Origin of the sequence: Shewanella sp. ECSMB14102 (assembly GCF_000813075.1) — a bacterium.
Lineage (GTDB): Bacteria > Pseudomonadota > Gammaproteobacteria > Enterobacterales > Shewanellaceae > Shewanella > Shewanella indica.
Genome location: NZ_JWGX01000015.1, coordinates 22,694 through 43,030 on the forward strand (window position 1 = coordinate 22,694; position 20,337 = coordinate 43,030).

At 50.2% G+C, this 20,337-nt stretch carries 20 protein-coding genes; 16 read left to right on the plus strand and 4 right to left on the minus strand.

Annotated elements, in window-relative coordinates; all coding sequences use genetic code 11:
• The first annotated feature begins 7 nt into the window (after positions 1–7).
• The 7 genes from fdx (at position 8) to RC73_RS06255 (ending at position 8,738) form a co-directional block, all read left to right on the plus strand.
• The gene (gene fdx, locus RC73_RS06230; protein WP_039033844.1) at positions 8–343 is read left to right on the plus strand and encodes an ISC system 2Fe-2S type ferredoxin; all 336 of its coding nucleotides are present in this window, start codon (positions 8–10) and stop codon (positions 341–343) included.
• Positions 344–559: 216 nt separating this feature from the next.
• The gene (gene rimK / locus RC73_RS06235) at positions 560–1,459 is read left to right on the plus strand and encodes a 30S ribosomal protein S6--L-glutamate ligase (RefSeq protein ID WP_039033845.1); all 900 of its coding nucleotides are present in this window, start codon (positions 560–562) and stop codon (positions 1,457–1,459) included.
• Between the two features lie 91 nt (positions 1,460–1,550).
• Positions 1,551–1,748, plus strand: coding sequence for a Fe-S cluster assembly protein IscX (gene iscX, locus RC73_RS06240; protein WP_039033846.1), 198 nt, complete (start codon positions 1,551–1,553; stop codon positions 1,746–1,748).
• A gap of 105 nt (positions 1,749–1,853) precedes the next feature.
• On the plus strand, positions 1,854–2,021 hold the full coding sequence (locus RC73_RS20950) for a hypothetical protein (protein WP_162835833.1): 168 nt from the start codon (positions 1,854–1,856) through the stop codon (positions 2,019–2,021).
• 126 nt (positions 2,022–2,147) lie between these two features.
• Positions 2,148–2,579: a nucleoside-diphosphate kinase gene (ndk, locus tag RC73_RS06245; protein WP_025011497.1), complete on the plus strand. Its 432-nt coding sequence runs from the start codon at positions 2,148–2,150 to the stop codon at positions 2,577–2,579.
• A gap of 389 nt (positions 2,580–2,968) precedes the next feature.
• Complete coding sequence (locus RC73_RS06250; protein WP_039033847.1) at positions 2,969–5,635, plus strand: TonB-dependent receptor plug domain-containing protein; 2,667 nt, start codon at positions 2,969–2,971, stop codon at positions 5,633–5,635.
• A 451-nt stretch (positions 5,636–6,086) separates the two neighbouring features.
• Positions 6,087–8,738: a TonB-dependent receptor gene (locus RC73_RS06255; RefSeq protein ID WP_039033848.1), complete on the plus strand. Its 2,652-nt coding sequence runs from the start codon at positions 6,087–6,089 to the stop codon at positions 8,736–8,738.
• Between the two features lie 129 nt (positions 8,739–8,867).
• Here the strand turns inward: RC73_RS06255 and RC73_RS06260 are convergent, their stop codons facing one another.
• Together RC73_RS06260 and dusC are read right to left on the minus strand one after the other, a co-directional pair.
• Entirely contained in the window at positions 8,868–9,209 is a 342-nt protein-coding gene (locus RC73_RS06260; protein ID WP_039033849.1) for a TraR/DksA family transcriptional regulator, read from the minus strand.
• 126 nt (positions 9,210–9,335) lie between these two features.
• Complete coding sequence (gene dusC, locus RC73_RS06265; protein WP_039033905.1) at positions 9,336–10,289, minus strand: tRNA dihydrouridine(16) synthase DusC; 954 nt, start codon at positions 10,287–10,289, stop codon at positions 9,336–9,338.
• A 292-nt stretch (positions 10,290–10,581) separates the two neighbouring features.
• On the opposite strand from dusC, the gene RC73_RS06270 reads away from it, so the two are divergent.
• The 9 genes from RC73_RS06270 (at position 10,582) to recR (ending at position 18,986) form a co-directional block, all read left to right on the plus strand.
• Positions 10,582–11,004 (plus strand): HvfA family oxazolone/thioamide-modified RiPP metallophore, encoded by a 423-nt coding sequence (locus tag RC73_RS06270; protein ID WP_039033850.1) that lies wholly within the window; start codon positions 10,582–10,584, stop codon positions 11,002–11,004.
• A 58-nt stretch (positions 11,005–11,062) separates the two neighbouring features.
• Positions 11,063–11,899 carry an HvfB family MNIO-type RiPP peptide maturase gene (locus tag RC73_RS06275; RefSeq protein WP_039033851.1) on the plus strand — a complete coding sequence of 279 codons (837 nt, stop codon included), beginning with the start codon at positions 11,063–11,065 and terminating at the stop codon, positions 11,897–11,899.
• Positions 11,899–12,687: an HvfC family RiPP maturation protein gene (locus tag RC73_RS06280; RefSeq protein WP_052248029.1), complete on the plus strand. Its 789-nt coding sequence runs from the start codon at positions 11,899–11,901 to the stop codon at positions 12,685–12,687. Before RC73_RS06275 ends, RC73_RS06280 begins: the two co-directional genes overlap by 1 nt.
• Before the next feature lie 651 nt (positions 12,688–13,338).
• Positions 13,339–13,713 carry a YbaN family protein gene (locus RC73_RS06285; protein ID WP_039033852.1) on the plus strand — a complete coding sequence of 125 codons (375 nt, stop codon included), beginning with the start codon at positions 13,339–13,341 and terminating at the stop codon, positions 13,711–13,713.
• Between the two features lie 87 nt (positions 13,714–13,800).
• Positions 13,801–14,196, plus strand: coding sequence for a response regulator (locus RC73_RS19810; RefSeq protein WP_052248030.1), 396 nt, complete (start codon positions 13,801–13,803; stop codon positions 14,194–14,196).
• 95 nt (positions 14,197–14,291) lie between these two features.
• Positions 14,292–14,843: an adenine phosphoribosyltransferase gene (apt, locus tag RC73_RS06295; protein ID WP_039033853.1), complete on the plus strand. Its 552-nt coding sequence runs from the start codon at positions 14,292–14,294 to the stop codon at positions 14,841–14,843.
• Positions 14,844–14,964: 121 nt separating this feature from the next.
• Entirely contained in the window at positions 14,965–17,913 is a 2,949-nt protein-coding gene (gene dnaX, locus RC73_RS06300; RefSeq protein WP_039033854.1) for a DNA polymerase III subunit gamma/tau, read from the plus strand.
• A gap of 130 nt (positions 17,914–18,043) precedes the next feature.
• Positions 18,044–18,373: a YbaB/EbfC family nucleoid-associated protein gene (locus RC73_RS06305; RefSeq protein WP_025011505.1), complete on the plus strand. Its 330-nt coding sequence runs from the start codon at positions 18,044–18,046 to the stop codon at positions 18,371–18,373.
• Positions 18,374–18,386: 13 nt separating this feature from the next.
• Positions 18,387–18,986, plus strand: coding sequence for a recombination mediator RecR (recR, locus tag RC73_RS06310; RefSeq protein ID WP_039033855.1), 600 nt, complete (start codon positions 18,387–18,389; stop codon positions 18,984–18,986).
• 41 nt (positions 18,987–19,027) lie between these two features.
• On the opposite strand, the gene RC73_RS06315 is transcribed toward recR, so the two are convergent.
• Together RC73_RS06315 and RC73_RS06320 are read right to left on the minus strand one after the other, a co-directional pair.
• On the minus strand, positions 19,028–19,807 hold the full coding sequence (locus tag RC73_RS06315) for an AraC family transcriptional regulator (protein WP_052248031.1): 780 nt from the start codon (positions 19,805–19,807) through the stop codon (positions 19,028–19,030).
• Between the two features lie 12 nt (positions 19,808–19,819).
• The gene (locus tag RC73_RS06320; protein WP_039033857.1) at positions 19,820–20,281 is read right to left on the minus strand and encodes a carboxymuconolactone decarboxylase family protein; all 462 of its coding nucleotides are present in this window, start codon (positions 20,279–20,281) and stop codon (positions 19,820–19,822) included.
• Positions 20,282–20,337 lie beyond the last annotated feature (56 nt).

Below are 20,337 nucleotides of genomic sequence, written 5' to 3' on the forward strand. Positions count from 1 at the left end.
TGAGACTATGCCACAGATAGTATTTTTGCCCCATGAAGAACTGTGTCCAGAGGGCGCAGTGGTTGAGGCAGAGGTGGGTGAATCCATTTTGGATGTCGCGCTGAAAAACGGCATCAACATAGAGCATGCCTGTGAGAAATCCTGTGCCTGTACCACCTGCCATGTGATAGTGCGTGAAGGTTTCGATGATCTCGAGCCCAGCGATGATCTGGAAGACGACATGCTGGACAAGGCCTGGGGCCTGGAGCCCGAAAGCCGTCTGTCTTGTCAGGCCAAGGTGGTTGAAACCGATATGGTGGTCGAAATCCCTAAATACACAGTCAACATGGTCAGTGAGGGCTAAGGAAGGTCCCAACAAGTCCTTGTGGCCTTCTCTTTTGTAGAGAGTGGCTTGCACAGCAATTGGCGTTCAAGGCATCTTCCCTAAGTGCTGACATCTTTTGAGAACCGGCCCCAAGTGGCCGGTTTTTTATTGCTATGCTTGGCATGCAGAGATTGATTTCCAATACGGCAGGCGTATGATGCGCTGTCTTTTTCACTCTTCGGGATACTGACCGGGATGCAGATTGCAATTTTGTCACAGAACAAAACCTTATATTCCACGCGCCGTTTGGTGGAGGCTGCCCAAGAACGGGGTTATCAGGTGCAGGTGATCAATCCGCTGGAATGCTACATGAATATCAGCATGCAGCAGTCCAGTATCCATATCGGGGGCGTTGAATTGCCGTCCTTCGATGCGGTGATCCCGAGGATAGGCGCCGGCATTACCTTCTACGGTACGGCTGTAGTGCGTCAGTTCGAAATGATGTCGACCTATACACTCAATAGTTCCATGGGGATCTCTCGCTCGAGGGATAAGCTGCGCTCCATGCAGTTACTGTCCCGCAAAGGCATAGGGCTGCCGGTGACAGGTTTTGCCAATAAGCCCAGTGATATTCCGGACCTTATTGATATGGTCGGTGGCGCGCCCTTGGTGATTAAACTCTTGGAAGGTACTCAAGGTATAGGGGTGGTACTGGCCGAAACCCGCAAGGCCGCCGAGAGCGTGATTGAGGCCTTTATGGGCCTTAAGGCCAACATCATGGTGCAGGAATATATCAAAGAGGCTCAAGGAGCCGATATCCGCTGTTTTGTACTCGGCGATAAGGTAATTGCTGCCATGAAACGCCAGGCTCTGCCGGGAGAGTTTCGCTCCAACCTGCACAGGGGCGGCACGGCAACCTTGGTGAAGTTATCCCCTGAGGAGCGTTCAATCGCGGTGCGCGCCGCCAAAACCATGGGGCTGAATGTCGCAGGCGTGGATATTTTGCGTTCCAACCACGGCCCCGTGGTGATGGAGGTCAATTCATCCCCTGGACTCGAAGGGATTGAAGCCGCTACCGGCAAAGATGTTGCCGCCGCCATCATAGAGTTTATTGCCAAGCAGAAGCGTAAGAGTAAGGCGCCCAGTGAAGCCTGATTTCACCGATGGAAAGTATTAATCAAAGCTATAAAGCCTTCTTCTGCGGCGCTATACTCAAAGTCAGTACTTACCAGAAGCAGGAGTAACCATGGGGCTCAAGTGGATAGATTCATTGGACTTGGCTTTGGAGCTGCTGGAAGCGCATCCTGATGTGGATCCACAGCAACTGCATTTTCCTGAACTTTACGAGTGGATATTGGCGTTGGAAGCCTTCGATGATGATCCCAAACGCTGCAGTGAGAAAATTCTCGAAGCCGTGCAGCAATGCTGGATAGAGGAAAAGTAACACTCTCTGGCGGAAAACAGATCTCGGTCAAATTATCACCATCACGAGTCATCTATAGTTATTTGGTTAATAAATTGTTGATCCCTGTTTTTCCGGAGATGAGTCATGACACGTATTTTCGCCTGTAGTTTTGGATTATTTGCCCCGGCCGTGCTGGCACATTCGGGGCACGGTGGCATAGGTTTTTTTCATCATTTCCCGCCGTTTATGCCTTTGTTGCTGTTGCTTATTGGTCTCGGCGCCGGCTATTTGTGGCTCAAGCATAGGCACTGAGCCGAGAATCGCCTGGCTTGTATCACAGCTTTTACTGAAGGGCTGACCAGATAAGATTAGGATTTGACGCGATTATTTCGTATAATCCGCGCGAATTTTTAAACTCGCTGATTAAGGAATCTAGTCATGGCGATCGAACGTACTTTTTCTATCATTAAGCCTGATGCGGTAGCCAAGAACCACATCGGTGCTATCTACAACCGTTTTGAAACTGCCGGCCTGAAAATTGTTGCCGCCAAAATGGTTCACCTGACCAAAGAACAAGCCGAAGGTTTCTACGCTGAGCACAGCGAGCGTCCTTTCTTTGGTGCTCTGGTTTCTTTCATGACTTCTGGTCCTATCATGGTTCAGGTTCTGGAAGGTGAAAACGCCGTTCTGGCCAACCGCGAAATCATGGGTGCGACCAACCCAGCTGAAGCCGCCCGTGGTACCCTGCGCGCGGACTTCGCTGACAGCATCGATGAGAACGCTGTTCACGGTTCTGACGCGCTGGCTTCAGCCGAGCGTGAAATCGCTTACTTCTTTGCTGCCGATGAGCTGTGTCCTCGCACGCGTTAATTAACAGCAAATAGACAAAAGGGAGCCAATTGGCTCCCTTTTTGTTTGATTTTTGTATGAATTGAAAATGCGATCTATATCGCATTTTTTATTAAAAGCGTCGCTCTAACAACAGGTTAAAAAATAATCTTTGTAACAGGTTTGTATCGATACAAAATGATGCAAATTCCCGGAACCCGGCATGGATTCGGTAAAAATATCATTAGATCTTAATTGATAAGATGCTCGTGTTTTACAAATTAAACCAAGTATAAACAAATTGTTATCATTTAAGTGATTGATAATGTTGCTGTTATTGGTATGTTTCTCGTTTGGGGGGCTGAGTATTACATAGAATAAGAACACGGTGTTCCCTCCCTGCCACCGTGCTTTGTAAAAGGAATGAGAATATGTCAACGCAGACTGCTGTCGCTAAGGCTATCCGCTTTAGTCTGTTTGCTTTTGTTTCCACATCAATCCCTACAATGGCTTACGCCGCCGATGAGGCTCAGGCCACTGAACAAGTTGAACGTATCGAAGTCACGGGTTCCCGTATTAAACGCACCGATATGGAGAATGCCTCCCCTATAGTAGTAATGAGCGCTGCTGATATTGAAAAAGGTGGCTTCAACTCGGTTCAGGATGTGCTGGGTAACCTGTCACAAAACTCCGGCGGTTCCATGACCCAGCAGGAAGTCCATGGTTTTACCCCTGCCGCATCATCGGTCAACCTGCGTGGCGTGGGGGCCGGTCGGGTATTGACCCTGATCAACGGTAAGCGGGTGCCCAAGTATCCGTTTGGTGCCGGTGGTACCGACAGCTTCGTGGATACTGCCAATATCCCACTGGGCGCGATTGAGCGTATCGAAATCCTGACTACGGGTGCTTCGGCGATTTATGGCTCAGATGCCATGGGTGGGGTTATCAACATCATTCTTAAGAAAGATGTTGAACAGACCACCTTCAAGTATCGTTTCTCCGATACGGATGAAGGTGGCCTGCGTAACAACCAGTTCTCCTTTATGACAGGTGTCAGCAGTGATACGGCTAACCTGACTTTCTTTGCCGAATATGAAGACAGAACCGCGCTGAAAGGAACAGATCGTGCTGATGGTACGGATATTGTTGATGGTGCCTACTACTCTGGTTACAGCTCCTACGGCGCCAACCTGGTGCAGGATCTTGGCAACAACAAAACTGCACTGGAAAAGACCTTGTCACCGGCCGAGTGTGAGGCCCGTGGTTATGTGGTGATGGAAAATGGTCGCTGTGGTTTCGACCGCTCCAAGCAGCGGGATTTCCTGCCGGAGCAGAAGCGTTACTCCACCATGATCAACCTCACCAAGGAGCTGAATGCGGATCATCAGCTGTATTCCCGCATCGATTACACTCATTCCTCGACCTTTACCGAGATTGAGTCTGCGACAGTGGGCAATGACTTCATGTTCAATGTGGCCGGCGACAGTGTAACCATTGCCAATAAAGACAAGGGTATGTCCCAGACCTTCAATAAGGACACCGCATTCGGCGGTGACTTTGCCAATGCTGCAGATGGCGACTACTTCTACACTCGCCGCATGAGCGAGCTGGGGCCACGTACCTCTGACTTTGAAACCAATAATTTCTCTTTCATCATAGGTGCCAAAGGCTTTTTGACCGATAGTATCGAGTATGATACTTCCTGGTCTATTGCGCGTCAGACAGTGGAATCCCGCAGCTCAGGCTCGCCGACTCATCAGGCTATGTTTGACTATCTGACCTCAGGCGAAAACGGCAAGTCTTTGATGGATGTGATCTCTCCTGAAGATGCGGCGCTGCTGAACTACGAAGGTAACAAGAAGGGACAATCTACTCTGTCCAGCTTTAGTGCCGGCATCAATGGCGATGCGTTCGAACTGGCCGGTGGCACAGCCGCTTATGCTGTGGGCCTTGAGTACAGCAAGGAGTGGTTCTACGATAAATCTGACAGCTTTACCTCCAACGGTGGCGTTATAGGCAAGGGGGGCAGCAGCGCCGAAGGTGAACGTGAGCAGTATGCTGCCTATGCCGAGCTGGCTTTGCCACTCTTGGATCAGTTGACCATGACATTGGCCGGACGTTATGACTACTATGATGATGAGTCTGATGTTGGTGGCCAGTTTACTCCGCAAGTGTCACTGGAGTACCGTCCTATCGATAGCCTGATGCTGCGTGCTTTGTATGCCGAGACTTTCCGTGCCCCGGATATGCAGCGTTTGTTTGGCGATCCCACCACTGGCTACAGCCAAGTTGTCGATACTCCGCGCTGCGAAGCTTATGATGAATGTGGCAAGATTGAGTCTTTACCTATAACTATCGGTGCCAACCCAGAATTGGAAGCCGAAGAGGGTAAAAACTACAACCTGGGTCTGGTTTGGGACTACGAAGGTTTCAATTTGACGGTAGACTACTGGATGGTTGAAATCGACAATCTGGTGAATGACCCAAGTGCACAATACATTTTGGATCACGCCGATGCCTTTGCCGATAAAATTATTCGCGACAGTGAAGGTAAGTTGCTTCGGGTAAACACACTGGCGATGAATATGTCTTCCCGTGAGACTGCCGGTATCGACTTCTCTCTGGGCTATCGCTATGAAACCGAGAGCTATGGTGAATTCAGCAGCCGCCTGGAAGGGACTTACCTGACCCGTTGGAATGAGCAGTTGACTCCGGATTCCGAAGAGCTGGATCTTATCGATGGTGAAGGCTCTGCGCCTCAGCTGCGTGCCAACCTGAACCTGGGCTGGTCTTATAACGACTTCTCCACCAACATTCTGTTCAAGTATATTGACAGCATGAACGGTGAGCAGATGGACCGCTTTGTGGAAAATGGCTTAGATAGCGAGTACTCAGTGAAAGTTGACAGTCATGTGGAAGTCAACCTGGCTGCCAGTTACTTTATCTATGACAATCTCAAGGTTTCGGCAGGTATCAACAACCTGTTTGATTCAGGCCCAGAGATTGATGAGACTCAGGTGAGCTGGCCTCATTACCCAAGAGCTTATTATAACGTTATCGGACGTGAATATTATGCAGGGGTAGAGTTTACTTTCTAATCATATTTAAATTTAAAAACCGGCTTAGTTTAAGCCGGTTTTTTTATGCCTGTTATTAGTAAATAAGGACTACATTCGATACGTTTTAATTCACATGTTGTTTTGTTGTTATCTTTTTTCTCTTGGCGATTAATTTGTTATTTTTGTTTGTTGTGCCAGATTGTTTCATTGGTGCAATATTTTTAACTATTTAAACACCTAGGTATCAATATGTTTCAGCTTGGCCTTTTGGTGGCTATCTTGCTGATTTTCATTGGTTAAATTTAATGCTGTTGAATACCTGTGTAATTATTTGTATCAATTTGTTGTTGCCTAGTTGTTTTGGTGGTTTTTAATATTGACCAAATTGTTTTATTTGTGGAATATCGTCGTAAGCATTGCAATATGCTTGCAAATTTTAAAACAAAAATAATCAGATATTTCTCACAAAAGAAACATCAGGGAGACAAGTATGAGTTCCATCAGTTTAACTGCAAAGGCAGTTCGTCGCGGTTTACTTGCTGCGGCAGTTACGGGAATTGCATTCAGCGGATATGCCACTGCTGAGGAAGCAAAAGAAGGCAAAGTTGAGCGGATCGAGGTAACAGGTTCACGTATCAAGCAAGTGGATATGGAAACGGCTTCACCTGTGACTGTTATCACTGCAGCCGATCTTAAGGTTACCGGGGAAACTTCGGTTGCCGATGTATTGAATAACTCCAGCATTAACAGTTTTGGTTCCTGGCGGGGTATGTCCGGTTATGGTGCCGGAGCCAGTGCCACCAGTGATGTAAACCTGCGTGGTCTGGGGTCTCAGGCAACGCTTATTCTGCTCGATGGTCGTCGCATGCCGGGTACCAGCTCAAGCTCAGGAACCGTTGCCGATACTTCCAGCATTCCCATGGCGATTGTTGAGCGAATCGAAATTCTGCGTGATGGTGCCTCGGCGGTTTACGGCTCAGATGCGGTTGCCGGGGTAATTAACATTATTACCAAGAAAGATTTTGAAGGAGTCGAGCTGAACTACACAGGCGAATCTCCGGATGTGGAAGGCGGTGATTCTTCACGCTTTTCCGTGGCCGCCGGTTTTAGCACAGATAAGGGCAATATCACCCTGACGTTCGAGCATTATGATGCCACTTCTGTTTATGATCGCCACATATGGGACGAAGGCGGTGCCGACTGGTTCTTGAATAACGGCAGCTCTTACAGCCCTTCACCCAGCGGTTACTACAATACCGGTGTCTTGAATGAGAAGGGAGAGGAGATATATGACTTTTACTATAACGCCGATACCTGCAACCAGACTGATGCAACCCAGGAAGCCGCTTCACGCTGCCTGTATGATCCAGGCTCTGTGACCAAATTGTTTGGGAATGTGAACCGCAACAGTATTCTGTCTAACTTTAGCTATCAGCTGACTGATGATATTCAGTTCCGTGGCCGCGCTTCTGCCAGCCTGAGTGAGACTAATACCCGTTATGCGGGGACTCCGGTTTCAACTAATCAGCCGGTAATGGATGCTGATAATCCGCTGAATCCTATCGATAAAGATCTTACTCTTTATATGAGATCAGCACAGATTGGTCCGCGGGATACCACCACTGAAACCAACTCAATCGACTTCCTGGCTGGGCTGGTAGGTTATTGGGATGTGGGCAGTGGCATCGACTGGGAAATTAATGCCCAGCATACCCGCTCAACCACTGACTCATTCAACTACAACCTGATCAACGATAATATCGTTCAGGATCTGATCGATTCGGGTGATTACGACATCTTCAATACCACAGGTATGAGTTATGAGGATTGGAATGCGCAGATGACCGATCTCTATGGTCAAGCGGCCCACACAGGTGTGTATCAGGCGCAATTCAACAGCACCCAATTTGATGGTTTGTTGTCCGGCATGTTGTATGAAGGCAATGGCGTTACTTTGGCCGCGGTTGTCGGTGCCGAGTATGAAATGATTGAGTTCGTACAGCTGAGTGATCCGCAATCAGCCGCCGGTATTATCTCAGGTGGTTCAGGTGGTGACGATGTTGATGCAACCCGGGATCGTAGCTCAGGCTACGTAGAGCTGCAATCTTCATTGCCGTACAATATCGACTTGTCAGCCGCGCTGCGTTATGAGCGTTACGAGCAGGAGGGCAACATAGCTTCTGGCCATGTATCTTCTACTTTTGATTCAGTCGTACCTAAGCTTTCTGCCAGCTGGCGTCCGGTTGATTCCCTGTTGCTGCGCGCCAGTTGGGGTGAATCTTTCCGTGCCCCGAATATGGGCGAAATGTTTGCCGGTGAAGCATTGAGCTTTGAATATGCGCTCGATTCTTTATGGTGTGCCGATAATTCAGATGAAAACTATTGTGCCAATAACCAACAGCATAAAACTTTCTACGGCGGTAACCCCAACCTGGATGCAGAAGAAGGTGAATCCCTGACTCTGGGCTTTGTCTGGAACGTGACCGATGATTGGAGTATTGAGACTTCATATTATGACATCAGCTACGACAACAAGATTGAAGTGGTCGATGTTGACGATTTGATTCGTGAAGAAATTGCCAATGGTGGTTCTCAGTACATAGTTCGTGGCAGTGATGGCAAGATTGAGACCATTCACAGCCAGTATCGTAACCTGAGTGCCCTGGAAACCTCCGGCTTTGACTTTGTCACCAGCTACAACCAGGAAACTGATTTCGGTGATTTCCGTCTGAAGCTGGAAATGACCCATGTGTTGGATTACAAGACCAAGGCCGACGCTGAGTCTGACTTCTTCGATGAAGCCGGTCTACAGGATCTTCCTCAGTGGCGTGGCAGTGCATCGGTTAACTGGACCCGTGATAACTGGAGTGCTGCCTGGACGACCTACTACATAGGCAGTCAGGATTCAGGAGCTGATATCTATAAGAATGATGACTTGATTGATGTTTCCAGCTACTTCAAGCACAACGTTCAGCTAACTTATGCTCACAACTGGAATGGTTCTGTCACCCTGGGGGTTAATAACCTGTTCGATGAAGAAGCGCCAACCTGGTATAGCTACGATGGTTATCGTGATGTCAACACAGGGCTGTACGACGTACTGGGCCGCACTTGGTTTGTGACCATTAATCAGAAGTTCTGATAAAACGCCGATCCTCCCTTACGGCTTAGCCCCGTCATTTTGGCGGGGCTTTTTTATTAGCTTTTAAACGCCAAAACATAACCTCAAACAAAAAAGCAACCTCTGGGGTTGCCTTTACTGCTTAACTGACTAGTGATTCAAGCGCAACTCTTGCCGGTGTTCATGTTTATATTGCTCATGGCAACGTTCACAGCGCTGCTCGGTCGGATCTTTAACGAGTCGATGTGGCTCGATTTCTGCTTCACAGTCTGCGCAAAGACCATAAAGTCCTAAATCCAGTTGGCACAACGCGGCATCCAGTCGCAACAGTCTGTGGTAGAGGGGATGTTTGCAAAGATCGGCTTGAGTCATGGTTTCAATCAGATCACTGAGTGACATCTGGGGATCCCAGTGGGGTCCGAGCACCATTATCTCTTTCCTGAGATCGATTTCTAACGCCGACAATGCTTGTCTGATATGGGAGCTGCTCACTGATAATAGCCTGTAAAGATTGAGTCTACGGTCATTTAGTCTAAACAGCCGGGTCAATGTCACTATGATGAAGATCAAATCTGGGTGACATTTTCTGTCGTTAAGGCGTTAATTTGTCAGAATTGCTCAGATCTTGTCATTTATTTCGCGATAAGCCTGACTGAGCGTGGCCACTATGTCATCGGTTTGCTTGTGTACTCTGAGTTCTCTGAACAGGGCATCGGCCTGAGGGTATTGGCGATTGAGGTAGCTGAACCACTGTTTTATTCGCGCCGGGTAATAGCAACTCTTGCGGCCGTTGAGTTCTTTCTGGCTGTAACTCATCAAAAGCGCCAGGGTTTGCTGCCAGCTATATTGCTCGGCATTGTTCTTGATGTGATCCGCCAAATTGGGTAGAGAGATGGCGCCGCGGCCCACCATGATACTGTCGCAACCCGTTACTTCCATGCAGCGAAGGGCGTCTTCCCGGTCCCAAATCTCGCCGTTGGCGATCACGGGAATGGCCAATTTTTTACGGATCTCAGTGATATATTCCCAATAGGCCGGTGGACGATAACCGTCTTTTTTACTGCGGGCATGGACGGCCAACTCAGTGGCGCCGGCTTCATAAATCGCCTGCGCGTTTTCCATAAACAGGCTCTTGTCTTCAAACCCCAGGCGAATTTTGGCGGTCACCGCATGCGGTTCAGGAACTGCTTGACGCATGGCTTTGACTATCTTGTGGATTTGCTCCGGATACTGCAGCAATACGGCGCCGCCCTTGCTGCGGTTAACCATCTTGGCCGGGCAACCAAAGTTGGCGTCTACCCCTTGGGAGCCGAGTTCTATAGCCCGCAAGGCGTTTTCGGCCATCCAACCGGGTTCCTGCCCTAAAAGTTGTACTCTGACCGGCGTACCGCTGAGGGTCATGCCGCCTTGCAGCAGCTCGGGGCAGAGACGATAGAAGACTTTTTCGGGTAATAGTTGATCCACCACACGTACAAACTCGGTGACCATCAGATCATAAGGATTTATTGCAGAGAGCAGTTCCCGCATCAGATTGTCAACAACCCCCTCCATAGGGGCGAGAATAATACGCACGTGTTTAAGGCCTGGCTGAAATAGAAAGTGGCGCATTCTACCTTAAATCCCATCCGGCACCAATCGACAGCTTAAAAGGCACAGGCTTATTTTAGATATGTAACTGTTAACAGCTTGATCTTATCTGCATTTGCTATTTTACTCATGGTTCCCTACATGGGGTTTTGGATAAAAACTGTGATCCGCGGTTGAAAATGTGAAATAGATTCTGCTGTCCCCGGGTCTGATATTGCAAGCCGGCAATTGAGGTCGGTTACTCGTAACAACTCTATGAGCAAAGGCAGGAAAGACAATGAAGACAGTCAAGACAACTACAGTAGCAGCCGCTTTGGGCATGGTTATCGCCGGCAGCGCCGTCGCCGCAGAAGCTAATGCCAACCCATTCGGGTTTCAGACTATGGAAGCCGGTTATCAATTGGTTGGTAATGAAGGCAAGTGCGGCGAAGGTAAATGTGGTGATAAGAAAGTCAAAGAAACCGAGCAAAAAAGCCGTGAGGGCAAATGCGGCGAAGGTAAATGTGGTGAAGGGATGAATAAGGCTGCCGAGGGCAAGTGTGGAGAGGGAGTGAATAAGGCCGCAGAGGGTAAGTGTGGCGAAGGCAAGTGCGGTGAAGGCATGATGCACTCAGCCGAAGGCAAAGCCAAAGCCGAAGAGAATAAAGCCAAGGCAGAAGCTAACAAAGTCAAGGAAGGCAAGTGTGGTAGTAACCACTGAAGTTGAATAGTGCAGGGCGCTTTGCGCCCTGTCTGAAACCACAAGGCGGTAATTATTTATGAATAACAGTGTCGGTTTGGGGCTTAGGCGGGAGATGTTGGCTGAGTTTTGTCAGGCAGCTCCTAAAGAGGCCGACTTCTTTGAAGTGGCACCGGAAAACTGGATGCGTCTTGGCGGTAAGTTTGGCAAGCAGTTTCGACAATTGACCGAAAGGCATTCATTTTATTGCCATGGGCTCAGTCTTTCCATCGGTAGCCCGGATCCGCTGGACCTGGTGTTTATCAAGGAGATTAAGCGTTTCCTCGATTTGCATCAGATAGATGTTTATTCAGAGCACTTAAGTTATTGCTCCGCCGATGGGCATATGTACGATCTTATGCCAATCCCTTTTACCTACGAAGCAGTGCGGCATGTCAGTGCCAGGGTTAAACAGGTTGAAGCGATTCTGGAGCGGCCACTTATTCTGGAGAACGTGTCCTTTTATGCTGCGCCTGGCGCCGAGATGACCGAGCAAGAGTTTGTCTGCGCCGTGCTGGAAGAGGCTGATTGTCGTCTGCTACTTGATGTCAATAACATCTATGTCAACTCGGTTAATCATGGTTATGATCCCAAGGCTTTTCTGGCAGCTATGCCCAGTGAGCGCATCGCTTACCTGCATATCGCAGGTCATTATCAGCAGGATGAGGATCTGATTATCGATACCCATGGCGCCGATATTATCAATCCTGTCTGGCAACTACTGGCAGAGTGTTATCGATTGCACGGGGTACATCCTACCTTGCTGGAGCGGGACTTTAATATCCCTGAAACCCGAGTCTTGTGTCAGGAGTTGAAGCAGATAGGCTCGCTACAAGGGCAGGCCTTGGATGCTTTTGCACAAGAGAGGAGAGCTTAATGGCCCTGGCTCAATTACAACGGGCTTTTGTGGCCTATTTGCGGCAGGAAGATATGCCTTTGCCGGCCGGCACCGACGAACGACACATGCAGGTATATCGCGAGCTTTTGTTCAATAATGTCAACGGCTTTGTCTCCAATGCTTATCCGGTTCTCAAGTCGCTGCACACTGAAGCGCAGTGGTTGGCGTTGGTAAAGGATTTTTTTGCCCGTCATGAATGTCAAAGCCCGCTATTTATCGATATTGCCGCCGAGTTTCTCGACTATCTGTGTCGGGAACAGGCAAGTGCGTTGGATGCAATGCCTTTTATGCTGGAATTGGCACACTATGAACTCTTGGAACTGCAGGTATCCGTGGCCGAAGATGATTCAGCGCCTTGGCTCAAACAGGCTGACATTCAGGCGTTGGAGCAACTGGCTGCAAAACTGCAATTGGCCGCCACCGCCAAAGTGGCGCAATATCAGTTCGAAGTTGACAGAATTAGTCCAGATTTTCGCCCAAATACAGTATCGCCCCTGCCGGTATTTTTCTGCGTTTATCGTGACCTGGAAGAGGAAGTATGCTTTTTAAGGCTCAATCCGATGACGGCGCAGCTGCTGGCAAAATTGCAACAAACGCCATTGAGCTTTACCCGGTTACTTGCTTGGCTTACAGAGACATTTCCCTCATTTTCAGAGCAGCAGCTTTGTCAGGGCGCGGCCACAACTTTGGCTGAGTTGGCGGCGCTGGGTATTGTTCGCAAACAGCCTGCAGCCGCGATCCCGACCACAACTTTTTGTAAGGCATGAGTTTATTTTAGTTGTACCTGCCTTTTGCTGACATTGATGCCTGAAAGCGACATTAATACAAGGGATTGGCTAATCCCATTGAAAAAACATGGTTTTTATCGGCGTGATAAAGGGCTAGAATAGCCGGGTTTTGTGACTGAGGTCACTCCCACACTAGCCCTGGAAGTAGAGGAGCTGTCATGAGTCAGCCGTTTAAAGACCCATTCAATATTTTGTATTTTCTTGGTTTTATTCTGGTAATGCTGTTACCTACATTGCCGGCCAGCCTGTCTTGGCTGAAACACGCGGGATTGATCTGAAGCAGCAAAATACCATTTTTGCTACAATAGCCACCCTCAGCGGTGGCTTTTGTTTAGGGAAGGTGCGAACAGGTCCCATGTGTGCTCTGCGTCGGCTTACGGGCTTGGATGCAAGGCGTGGTTCGCCGCAAATGGCCCTAGTCCTTTGCAAGAAGCACAACACAGCAGGCAGGCCTGTAAGCCACGCCCTTCGGGGCTTTCACAGCAACCGGCTTTCTGCGTTATCCGACTTCGACAGGCCCCGGCATGTCTTCAGTCAGATGCCTTGAACGCCAATTGCTGTGCAAGCCAGAGCGCCACGAGGACTTATTCGCACCTTCCTAGGCGCGACCGATTTTCCAAAGGAAAGCGGATGGTTATCAAAAGAGGCTTCTTTTTAATTTTCGGGATCCTGAGTCTGGGCATGGGGTTGCTTGGCATCGTCTTACCTGTGTTGCCGACAGTTCCCTTTATTTTATTGGCCGCCTTCTGTTTCGCTCGTTCCAGTGAACGGCTACATGATTGGTTGCACAGCCATCCTTGGTTCGCCCAGCCTCTTGCCGATTGGCATTCCCGCAAAGCGATGCGTAAGGGATTAAAGCGAAAAGCCTTTTTGATCAGTGGTGCCAGTTTTGCCCTTAGTATTGCCTTGGTACCGCTTTGGTGGGTGAAACTCTTGCTGGCGGTATGTTGTATTAGTCTGTTGTTGTTCCTGTGGCAAATTCCTGAACTGGAAGACAGTGAGTGATCCTGTAGACAAAAATGTCGGCTCGTCGTGCTTTTGTCACTCAGTTGGGGTAGCCTTGGCGCGCCTTGAAACCACCAGGGAAATTTAATGAGTTTCAATATTTTGCTTGTTGATGATAATAACATCAGCCAACAGGCTTTGGCGGAATTGTTCCGGAGCCAAGGTTGGCGCTGTACGCTGGCGGCCAACGGTATGCAGGGGTTAGCTTGTGCCGAACGGCAAAGTTTCGATGCAGTGATCAGCGGATTTTTCATGCCTTTGCTTGACGGGCCGCATTTCATCCCGCTGCTCAGACAACTGGAAGGCTATGGCAGTTTGCCCATAGTAGTGCTCAGTACTCACACTCGAGAGGAAGTCGCTGCCAGTATGGATATGTCCCAGGTTAATGGCTTTTGGAGAAAACCATTGAACTGTGACACAAAGCAACAACTCCTGGATCACTTATCGACAGAGATTGTTGCATGGCGGATTAAAGCGGCTTAAGCTTTAGCCGGATTTTTGAAATGCAGTCCACCTCAGTGTGGACTTTTTTGTTGTAAAGAGCCGGGCCCAGTGTCTGGAAACGAAGTATTGAGACTATGGCAATGAACTCCGACAGCTTAAGCCTGATTAAGCAAAGCATTAAAACCATTCCGGATTATCCAAAAGCCGGGATCCTATTCCGTGATGTGACCAGTTTGCTCGAAGACCCGGTCGCCTATCAGTTAAGTATTCGCTTACTAGTGGATCATTATAAAGATCATGGTTTTACCAAGGTTGTCGGTACCGAAGCCCGAGGTTTTCTCTTTGGGGCTCCGCTGGCGCTGGAACTGGGATTGGGCTTTGTTCCTGTGCGTAAGCCTGGCAAATTGCCAAGAGAAACCATAGCCGAGAGCTATGAGTTGGAATATGGTCACGACACCTTGGAAATGCATGTTGATGCCATAGTGCCGGGTGACAAGGTATTGGTTATTGACGACCTGCTGGCAACCGGCGGCACCATTGAAGCCACGGTTAAGCTTATCCGTCGTTTGGGAGGCGAGGCCAAACATGCAGCGTTTATCATTTCTCTGCCTGATCTGGGTGGTGAACAACGCCTGACCGAACATGGGCTTGAGTTAGTCAAACTGTGCGAGTTTGAAGGCGAATAAAAGCTCATCCCTGCCGCTTTGCGGGTCATCTCGGTAGCATGAAGTTATACCTCATGTTATTGTTTTACGATCCGCGGAGCTTGCTCCCGCAAAGATATTTTTATGGATTTTGGGGAGTTTCATGTCCTATCAGGTACTAGCCAGGAAATGGCGGCCTGCCAGTTTTGATCAGGTAGTCGGCCAATCACATGTATTGCATGCATTGACCAATGCCCTGGGTCAGCAACGACTGCACCATGCTTATCTGTTTACCGGTACCCGCGGCGTCGGCAAGACCAGTTTGGCGCGCCTGTTCGCTAAAGGGCTCAACTGTGAAACCGGGATCACCGCCAAGCCATGTGGCCAATGCAGTGCCTGTCAGGAAATTGCCCAGGGGCGTTTTGTCGACCTTATTGAAGTCGATGCCGCTTCCCGTACCAAGGTAGATGATACTCGCGAACTGCTTGACAATGTTCAGTATCGCCCGACCCGGGGGCGGTTCAAGGTTTACCTGATAGACGAAGTGCACATGCTGTCCCGCAGCAGTTTTAATGCACTGCTCAAAACACTGGAAGAGCCCCCAGAGCACGTCAAATTCCTGCTGGCCACCACAGATCCGCAAAAGCTGCCGGTGACAGTGCTGTCCCGCTGCCTGCAATTCAACCTGAAGAGCCTGGATCAGACTGAGATGGCCGGCCAGTTGCAGCATATTTTGCAAAGCGAAGGCCTCAAGTTTGAAACCTCTGCGCTGACGCTTTTGGCGCGAGCCGCCAACGGCAGTATGCGTGACGCCCTGAGTCTGACCGATCAGGCCATCGCCTTTGGGGCCGGGCAAGTGATGCTGGAGCAGGTTCAAACCATGCTCGGCGCCATAGATGAGCGCCAGGTGCTGGCGCTGTTTGATGCGCTCCTTACAGGTGATATCGCCAAAATGATGCAGGAGGTGGCCAAGGTGCTGGCATTTGGCGCCGATGCCGCCGAAGTGCTACGTAGCCTGCTGGAGCTCTTGCATCAGATAACCCTGAGCCAGTTTGCGCCGGCGGCGGCTAATCTGTCGCTGTTTGGTCCTCAAATTACCCATTATGCTGAAAACCTCGCCCCCGAGCAGGTGCAGCTCTATTACCAGTTGCTGCTCAGTGGTCGCAAGGAGCTGCCTTATGCGCCGGACCCTAAGTCAGGGCTGGAGATGGCGTTACTCAGAGCCGTTGCCTTTGTGCCGGAAACGCCGCCCAAACGCTGGCAAAGGGGGGAAGTCGCCGATCTATCTGCCTTGGATAACAGCAATAGTGCAGCTGCAGTTGCAAGGGCGCCGAATCAAACTGTGGCAAGCAGTAACGCCGATGAGATAAAGCCTCAAGCCGCCTCTGCTCAATCTGTTACCAGCCATGCTGTCGAAGCGCAAGTCGAGAAGCCGCAAGCTGCCAAGATGCCAACACAGGTAAGCTCGGTGGCTGAGACGCAGCAGAGTGGCGTTGACTCGCAGACGGCTGCCGATAAGGGCGAAGATGCGGGTGAGCAGGCGTTATTGGCCGAACAAGCGCTGCTGTTATCCCAGGCCGGTAGCATGGGGTTTCGGAGTGAGGTCTCTGTGCCTTTGCAAGCTTCCCCTTCACAGATGAATTCGTCTGAAACAGCTGTGGTTGAAGCAAATGCGGCAGTTGAGTCAGTTAAAGTGATCGAGTCTCTGCCGGCAGAGCAAACGACTGCAGTTCAGCCTCACCAGCCTGTTTCACAAGCTGAAACCTCGGCTATTAACGATGAGCAGCAGTCCCAGGATGACTTCTACGCTGCCATGAGCTATTCACAACAAGGTGAAGCGCAGGATAGCAGCCTGGATTTTTATCAGCAGCAGATGTCGATGGACGGTCAGATGCCATCCGCTGCCGACAAGAGTGCCTCCGAAGTATCGCTGCCAAGTAAGCCATCAAGCGAGTCAGTGCCTGCCGATGCCAACATAGAATCTGCCAGCGATGACATCTTGGGTGATGATCTGCTCGATCAGGTGCTTGCCACCCGGGATTTGCTGCTCAGCGATATAGAGGCGGCCAGCCCCAAGGACGGTGAAGAAAAAAAGCCTTTGCCGGAGCGCCGCAGCGCGGCCGCAGCTCCTGAGTCCGATGCTGTAGCGGCCACTCAGCCTGAAGCGGCAGCAGAATCAGAAAACAACCCTGAGCGGCATAATGGTCTTGAGCTGAGCAATAGCCCTGAGCCGAAAAACAGCCTTGAGCCAGAAAACAGCCCGGGGCCCTCCGGAGCAGAACCGCAAACTCCTGTCGCCGGGGAAATGCCTTTCGGATCTGGCCCAAGTCATGTTGCGGCGCTCAAGGAAGACAGGCCACCATGGGAAGATGCTCCAGAGGGGGCGATTGCAGCGGGTCGCGAGATGATGGAACGCAGTGAAACGGTTCAAAATGCGGCTTTCCCACAAGCCGAACCTGAGTCTGTGCCTGAACCTGAGCCACAGAATACTGCGCCGCAGACAGTACAGGACGCTGTACCACAGACGATAGATGAGCCGGTACAAGAGCCTGCCAAAGCGATTGGGCAGCAGCCAAGTCTAAATATAGTGGCAAATGCCGAGGCTAAGCCCGCATCCGAACCGGGCTTAGCACCTCACCCAGGGGCCGCGGATGTCTTTGCCCATGCTCTGCCCAGCGGTCATCCACAGGATCTCTATTGGTATAAATTGATGTCCGCGCTGGATATAGGCGGCCGGGTACGGCAACTGGCGGTGAACTCAGTCTGTGAACGGATAGCTGAACCGCTACCTTTGTTACTCAAGCCGGATCAGAAACACTTGGCGGCAGATTCGGCCATCAAACAGCTCGAAGAGGCGCTTTCCAAACTGTTTGGGAAACCTTGCCGCACCGAGATTGTCGTAGGAGTAGATGACCAACGGGAAACGCCGTTGGAAATTCGTCATCGTTTTCATCAGGAACTCCTGAGCGGAGCTCATGCTTCATTGATGAATGATGAAAATATTCAATGGCTTGTTAGTCATATGGGGGCCGAACTGGATCAGGATACTCTCGGCTACCCCCCTGAGCTGCTCAGTCAAAGGGCTAATTTGATTGCAGACAAGGCGCCCTAGGGCCGGTGGATGTTACCCGCTTCATAAGATTGCCGTTCAATGCGACTCTTGGATTGCCAAGCGGGTTTATTTCAGTAAGATTAGCCAACTTTGACCTGTTACTCACAACTTGAATTGAAGAGATAAAGCTATGTTTGGAAAAGGCGGTATGGGCAACCTGATGAAGCAAGCCCAGATGATGCAAGAAAAAATGGCCAAAATGCAGGAAGAGATCGCCCGCATGGAAGTCACAGGTGAGTCAGGCGCAGGCTTGGTGAAAGTCACCATGACCGGCAGCCACAATGTTCGCAAAGTCGAGATAGATCCCAGCCTGCTGGAAGACGACAAAGAGATGCTGGAAGATCTGATCGCCGCGGCCTGCAACGATGCAGCCCGTCGTGTTGAAGAAAACCAAAAGTCCAAGATGGCCGAAGTGACAGGTGGCATGCAGCTGCCTCCTGGCATGAAGATGCCATTCTGAGTCGGAATAACAGATGAAATTCAGCCCATTGGTTGATGAATTGATCCAGTCGCTGCGCTGTCTGCCCGGTGTCGGCCCTAAATCGGCACAGCGGATGGCGTTTCAACTGCTTGAGCGCGAGCGTAAAGCCGGACTCAAGTTGGCTGAAGCATTGGAGCGGGCCATGAAAGAGGTGGGGCATTGTCAGTCGTGCCGCACCTTCACTGAGGAAACGCTTTGTCCCATCTGCGCCAGTCCGCGGCGCGGCAATGCCGATACCATCTGCGTGGTTGAAACGCCGGCCGATGTATTGGCTATTGAAGCCGGTGGGCATTTCAGTGGCCGCTATTTTGTATTGCTGGGGCATCTATCACCGCTCGATGGTGTCGGACCCGAAGAGTTGGGACTGGCGCTACTGGAAGAGCATCTTGCCAAAGGTGAGATTGCCGAACTTATCCTGGCCACTAACCCGACAGTGGAAGGTGATGCTACCGCGCATTTTATTGCCGATATCGCCCATCGCTACCAGGTCAAGGTGAGCCGTATCGCTCATGGAGTCCCGGTAGGCGGTGAGCTGGAATATGTCGACAGCACCACTCTGGCATTGTCGTTCAATGGGCGATTGCCGCTCTGAAGTTTGCTTTAATGAGCCTTCTGTGAATATACCGGCCCCGCTTATGCGGGGCTATTTTTTGCCTGCAGAGCGTTGAATAAGTAGCGGCGGGCGTAATGTTTCGGCGTGATATTGGCCAAGGTACGAAATTCACGGGTCATATGTGCCTGATCGGCGAAGCCAAAGTCGGCTGCCAGTTCGGCCAGTGATGTTGATGGTGCCAGCCGGAGTTGTTCCATTGCCTGCTTGACCCGAATAACGCGTTGATAATATTTAGGGGTCATCCCCATCCAGCTCTGGAAGTGGCGTTCTATTTGACGTAATCCCAAAGTGGTTTCTTTGGCATGCTTGTGGTGTGTATGCCGGAGGATTTCCTTGACCCTTTGATGGCTTTCACTACGGCTGACGATATGTTGCCGAGTAAATTGATACATGGTGCGGATGCGGGGATAGTGGCCACTGCAGGCACAGAGCTGCAAATATAGTGGGCTAAGCAGAGTATGGATATCAGTTTCCCGCTCACTACGGACAGGGTTGTCGAAGCGTTTTCCCAGGCATTGATAGCCCATAGCTGGATGAAAGCGGATGCCTGCCATTTGGGTCCCCGGCGGCATGATGATGTTTTGGGAAGTCTGGCTAGTAGGCAACAAAATAATCCCCGGAGGATGCCATATCCCATCAAAAAACACCTCTGGGCCAAAATTGAACAGGATACCGCTGCCGGCGTCGCCCAGCAGTAATCGAACAATCGGCTCCCTATGCCCTGTCGATACGCCAACAGACCATATAGCTTGAATATCTGCTGCGATATTGCCTTTGGGGGAAAATAGTTTTAAGTCCATACGCAACCTGAATCACTTGGGCTGGTAATTGCCGACCTCGGGTTTAAATACTTTAACGATACGGTTCCAACTATTGATGGCATTGATGGCTATGGTCAAATCTGTCATCGCCTGAGGGCCGAAACAATCCAGTACCTGTTGGTACTCTTTATCGCTGACACCCAAACCTGCGGTCAGTTGCTCGGCCCAACCGAGGGCAATACCTTCCGCAGTGCTGTAAATAGGCATGTCCCGCCAGGCATTGAGACCAAAAATTCGTTCGGCTTTTTCACCATACTTCAGCGCGTCTTTACTGTGCATGTCAATACAAAAGGCGCATTGATTAATCTGTGAGACTCTGAGTTTGACCAGTTCCCAGATGGTTATAGACATGGTCTTCGATGAACTGAATTGGTGGTGGAAGTAGCGTTCCTGTTGGTATAGAAGTTCCAAGGCTTGTGGCGCAGCATTAGCATAGTTGAGTCGTTTCATCATGATATCTCCTGAGAGGGGTTTCCAGACGATAACCGGACAAAGCGGACAAAGATTGC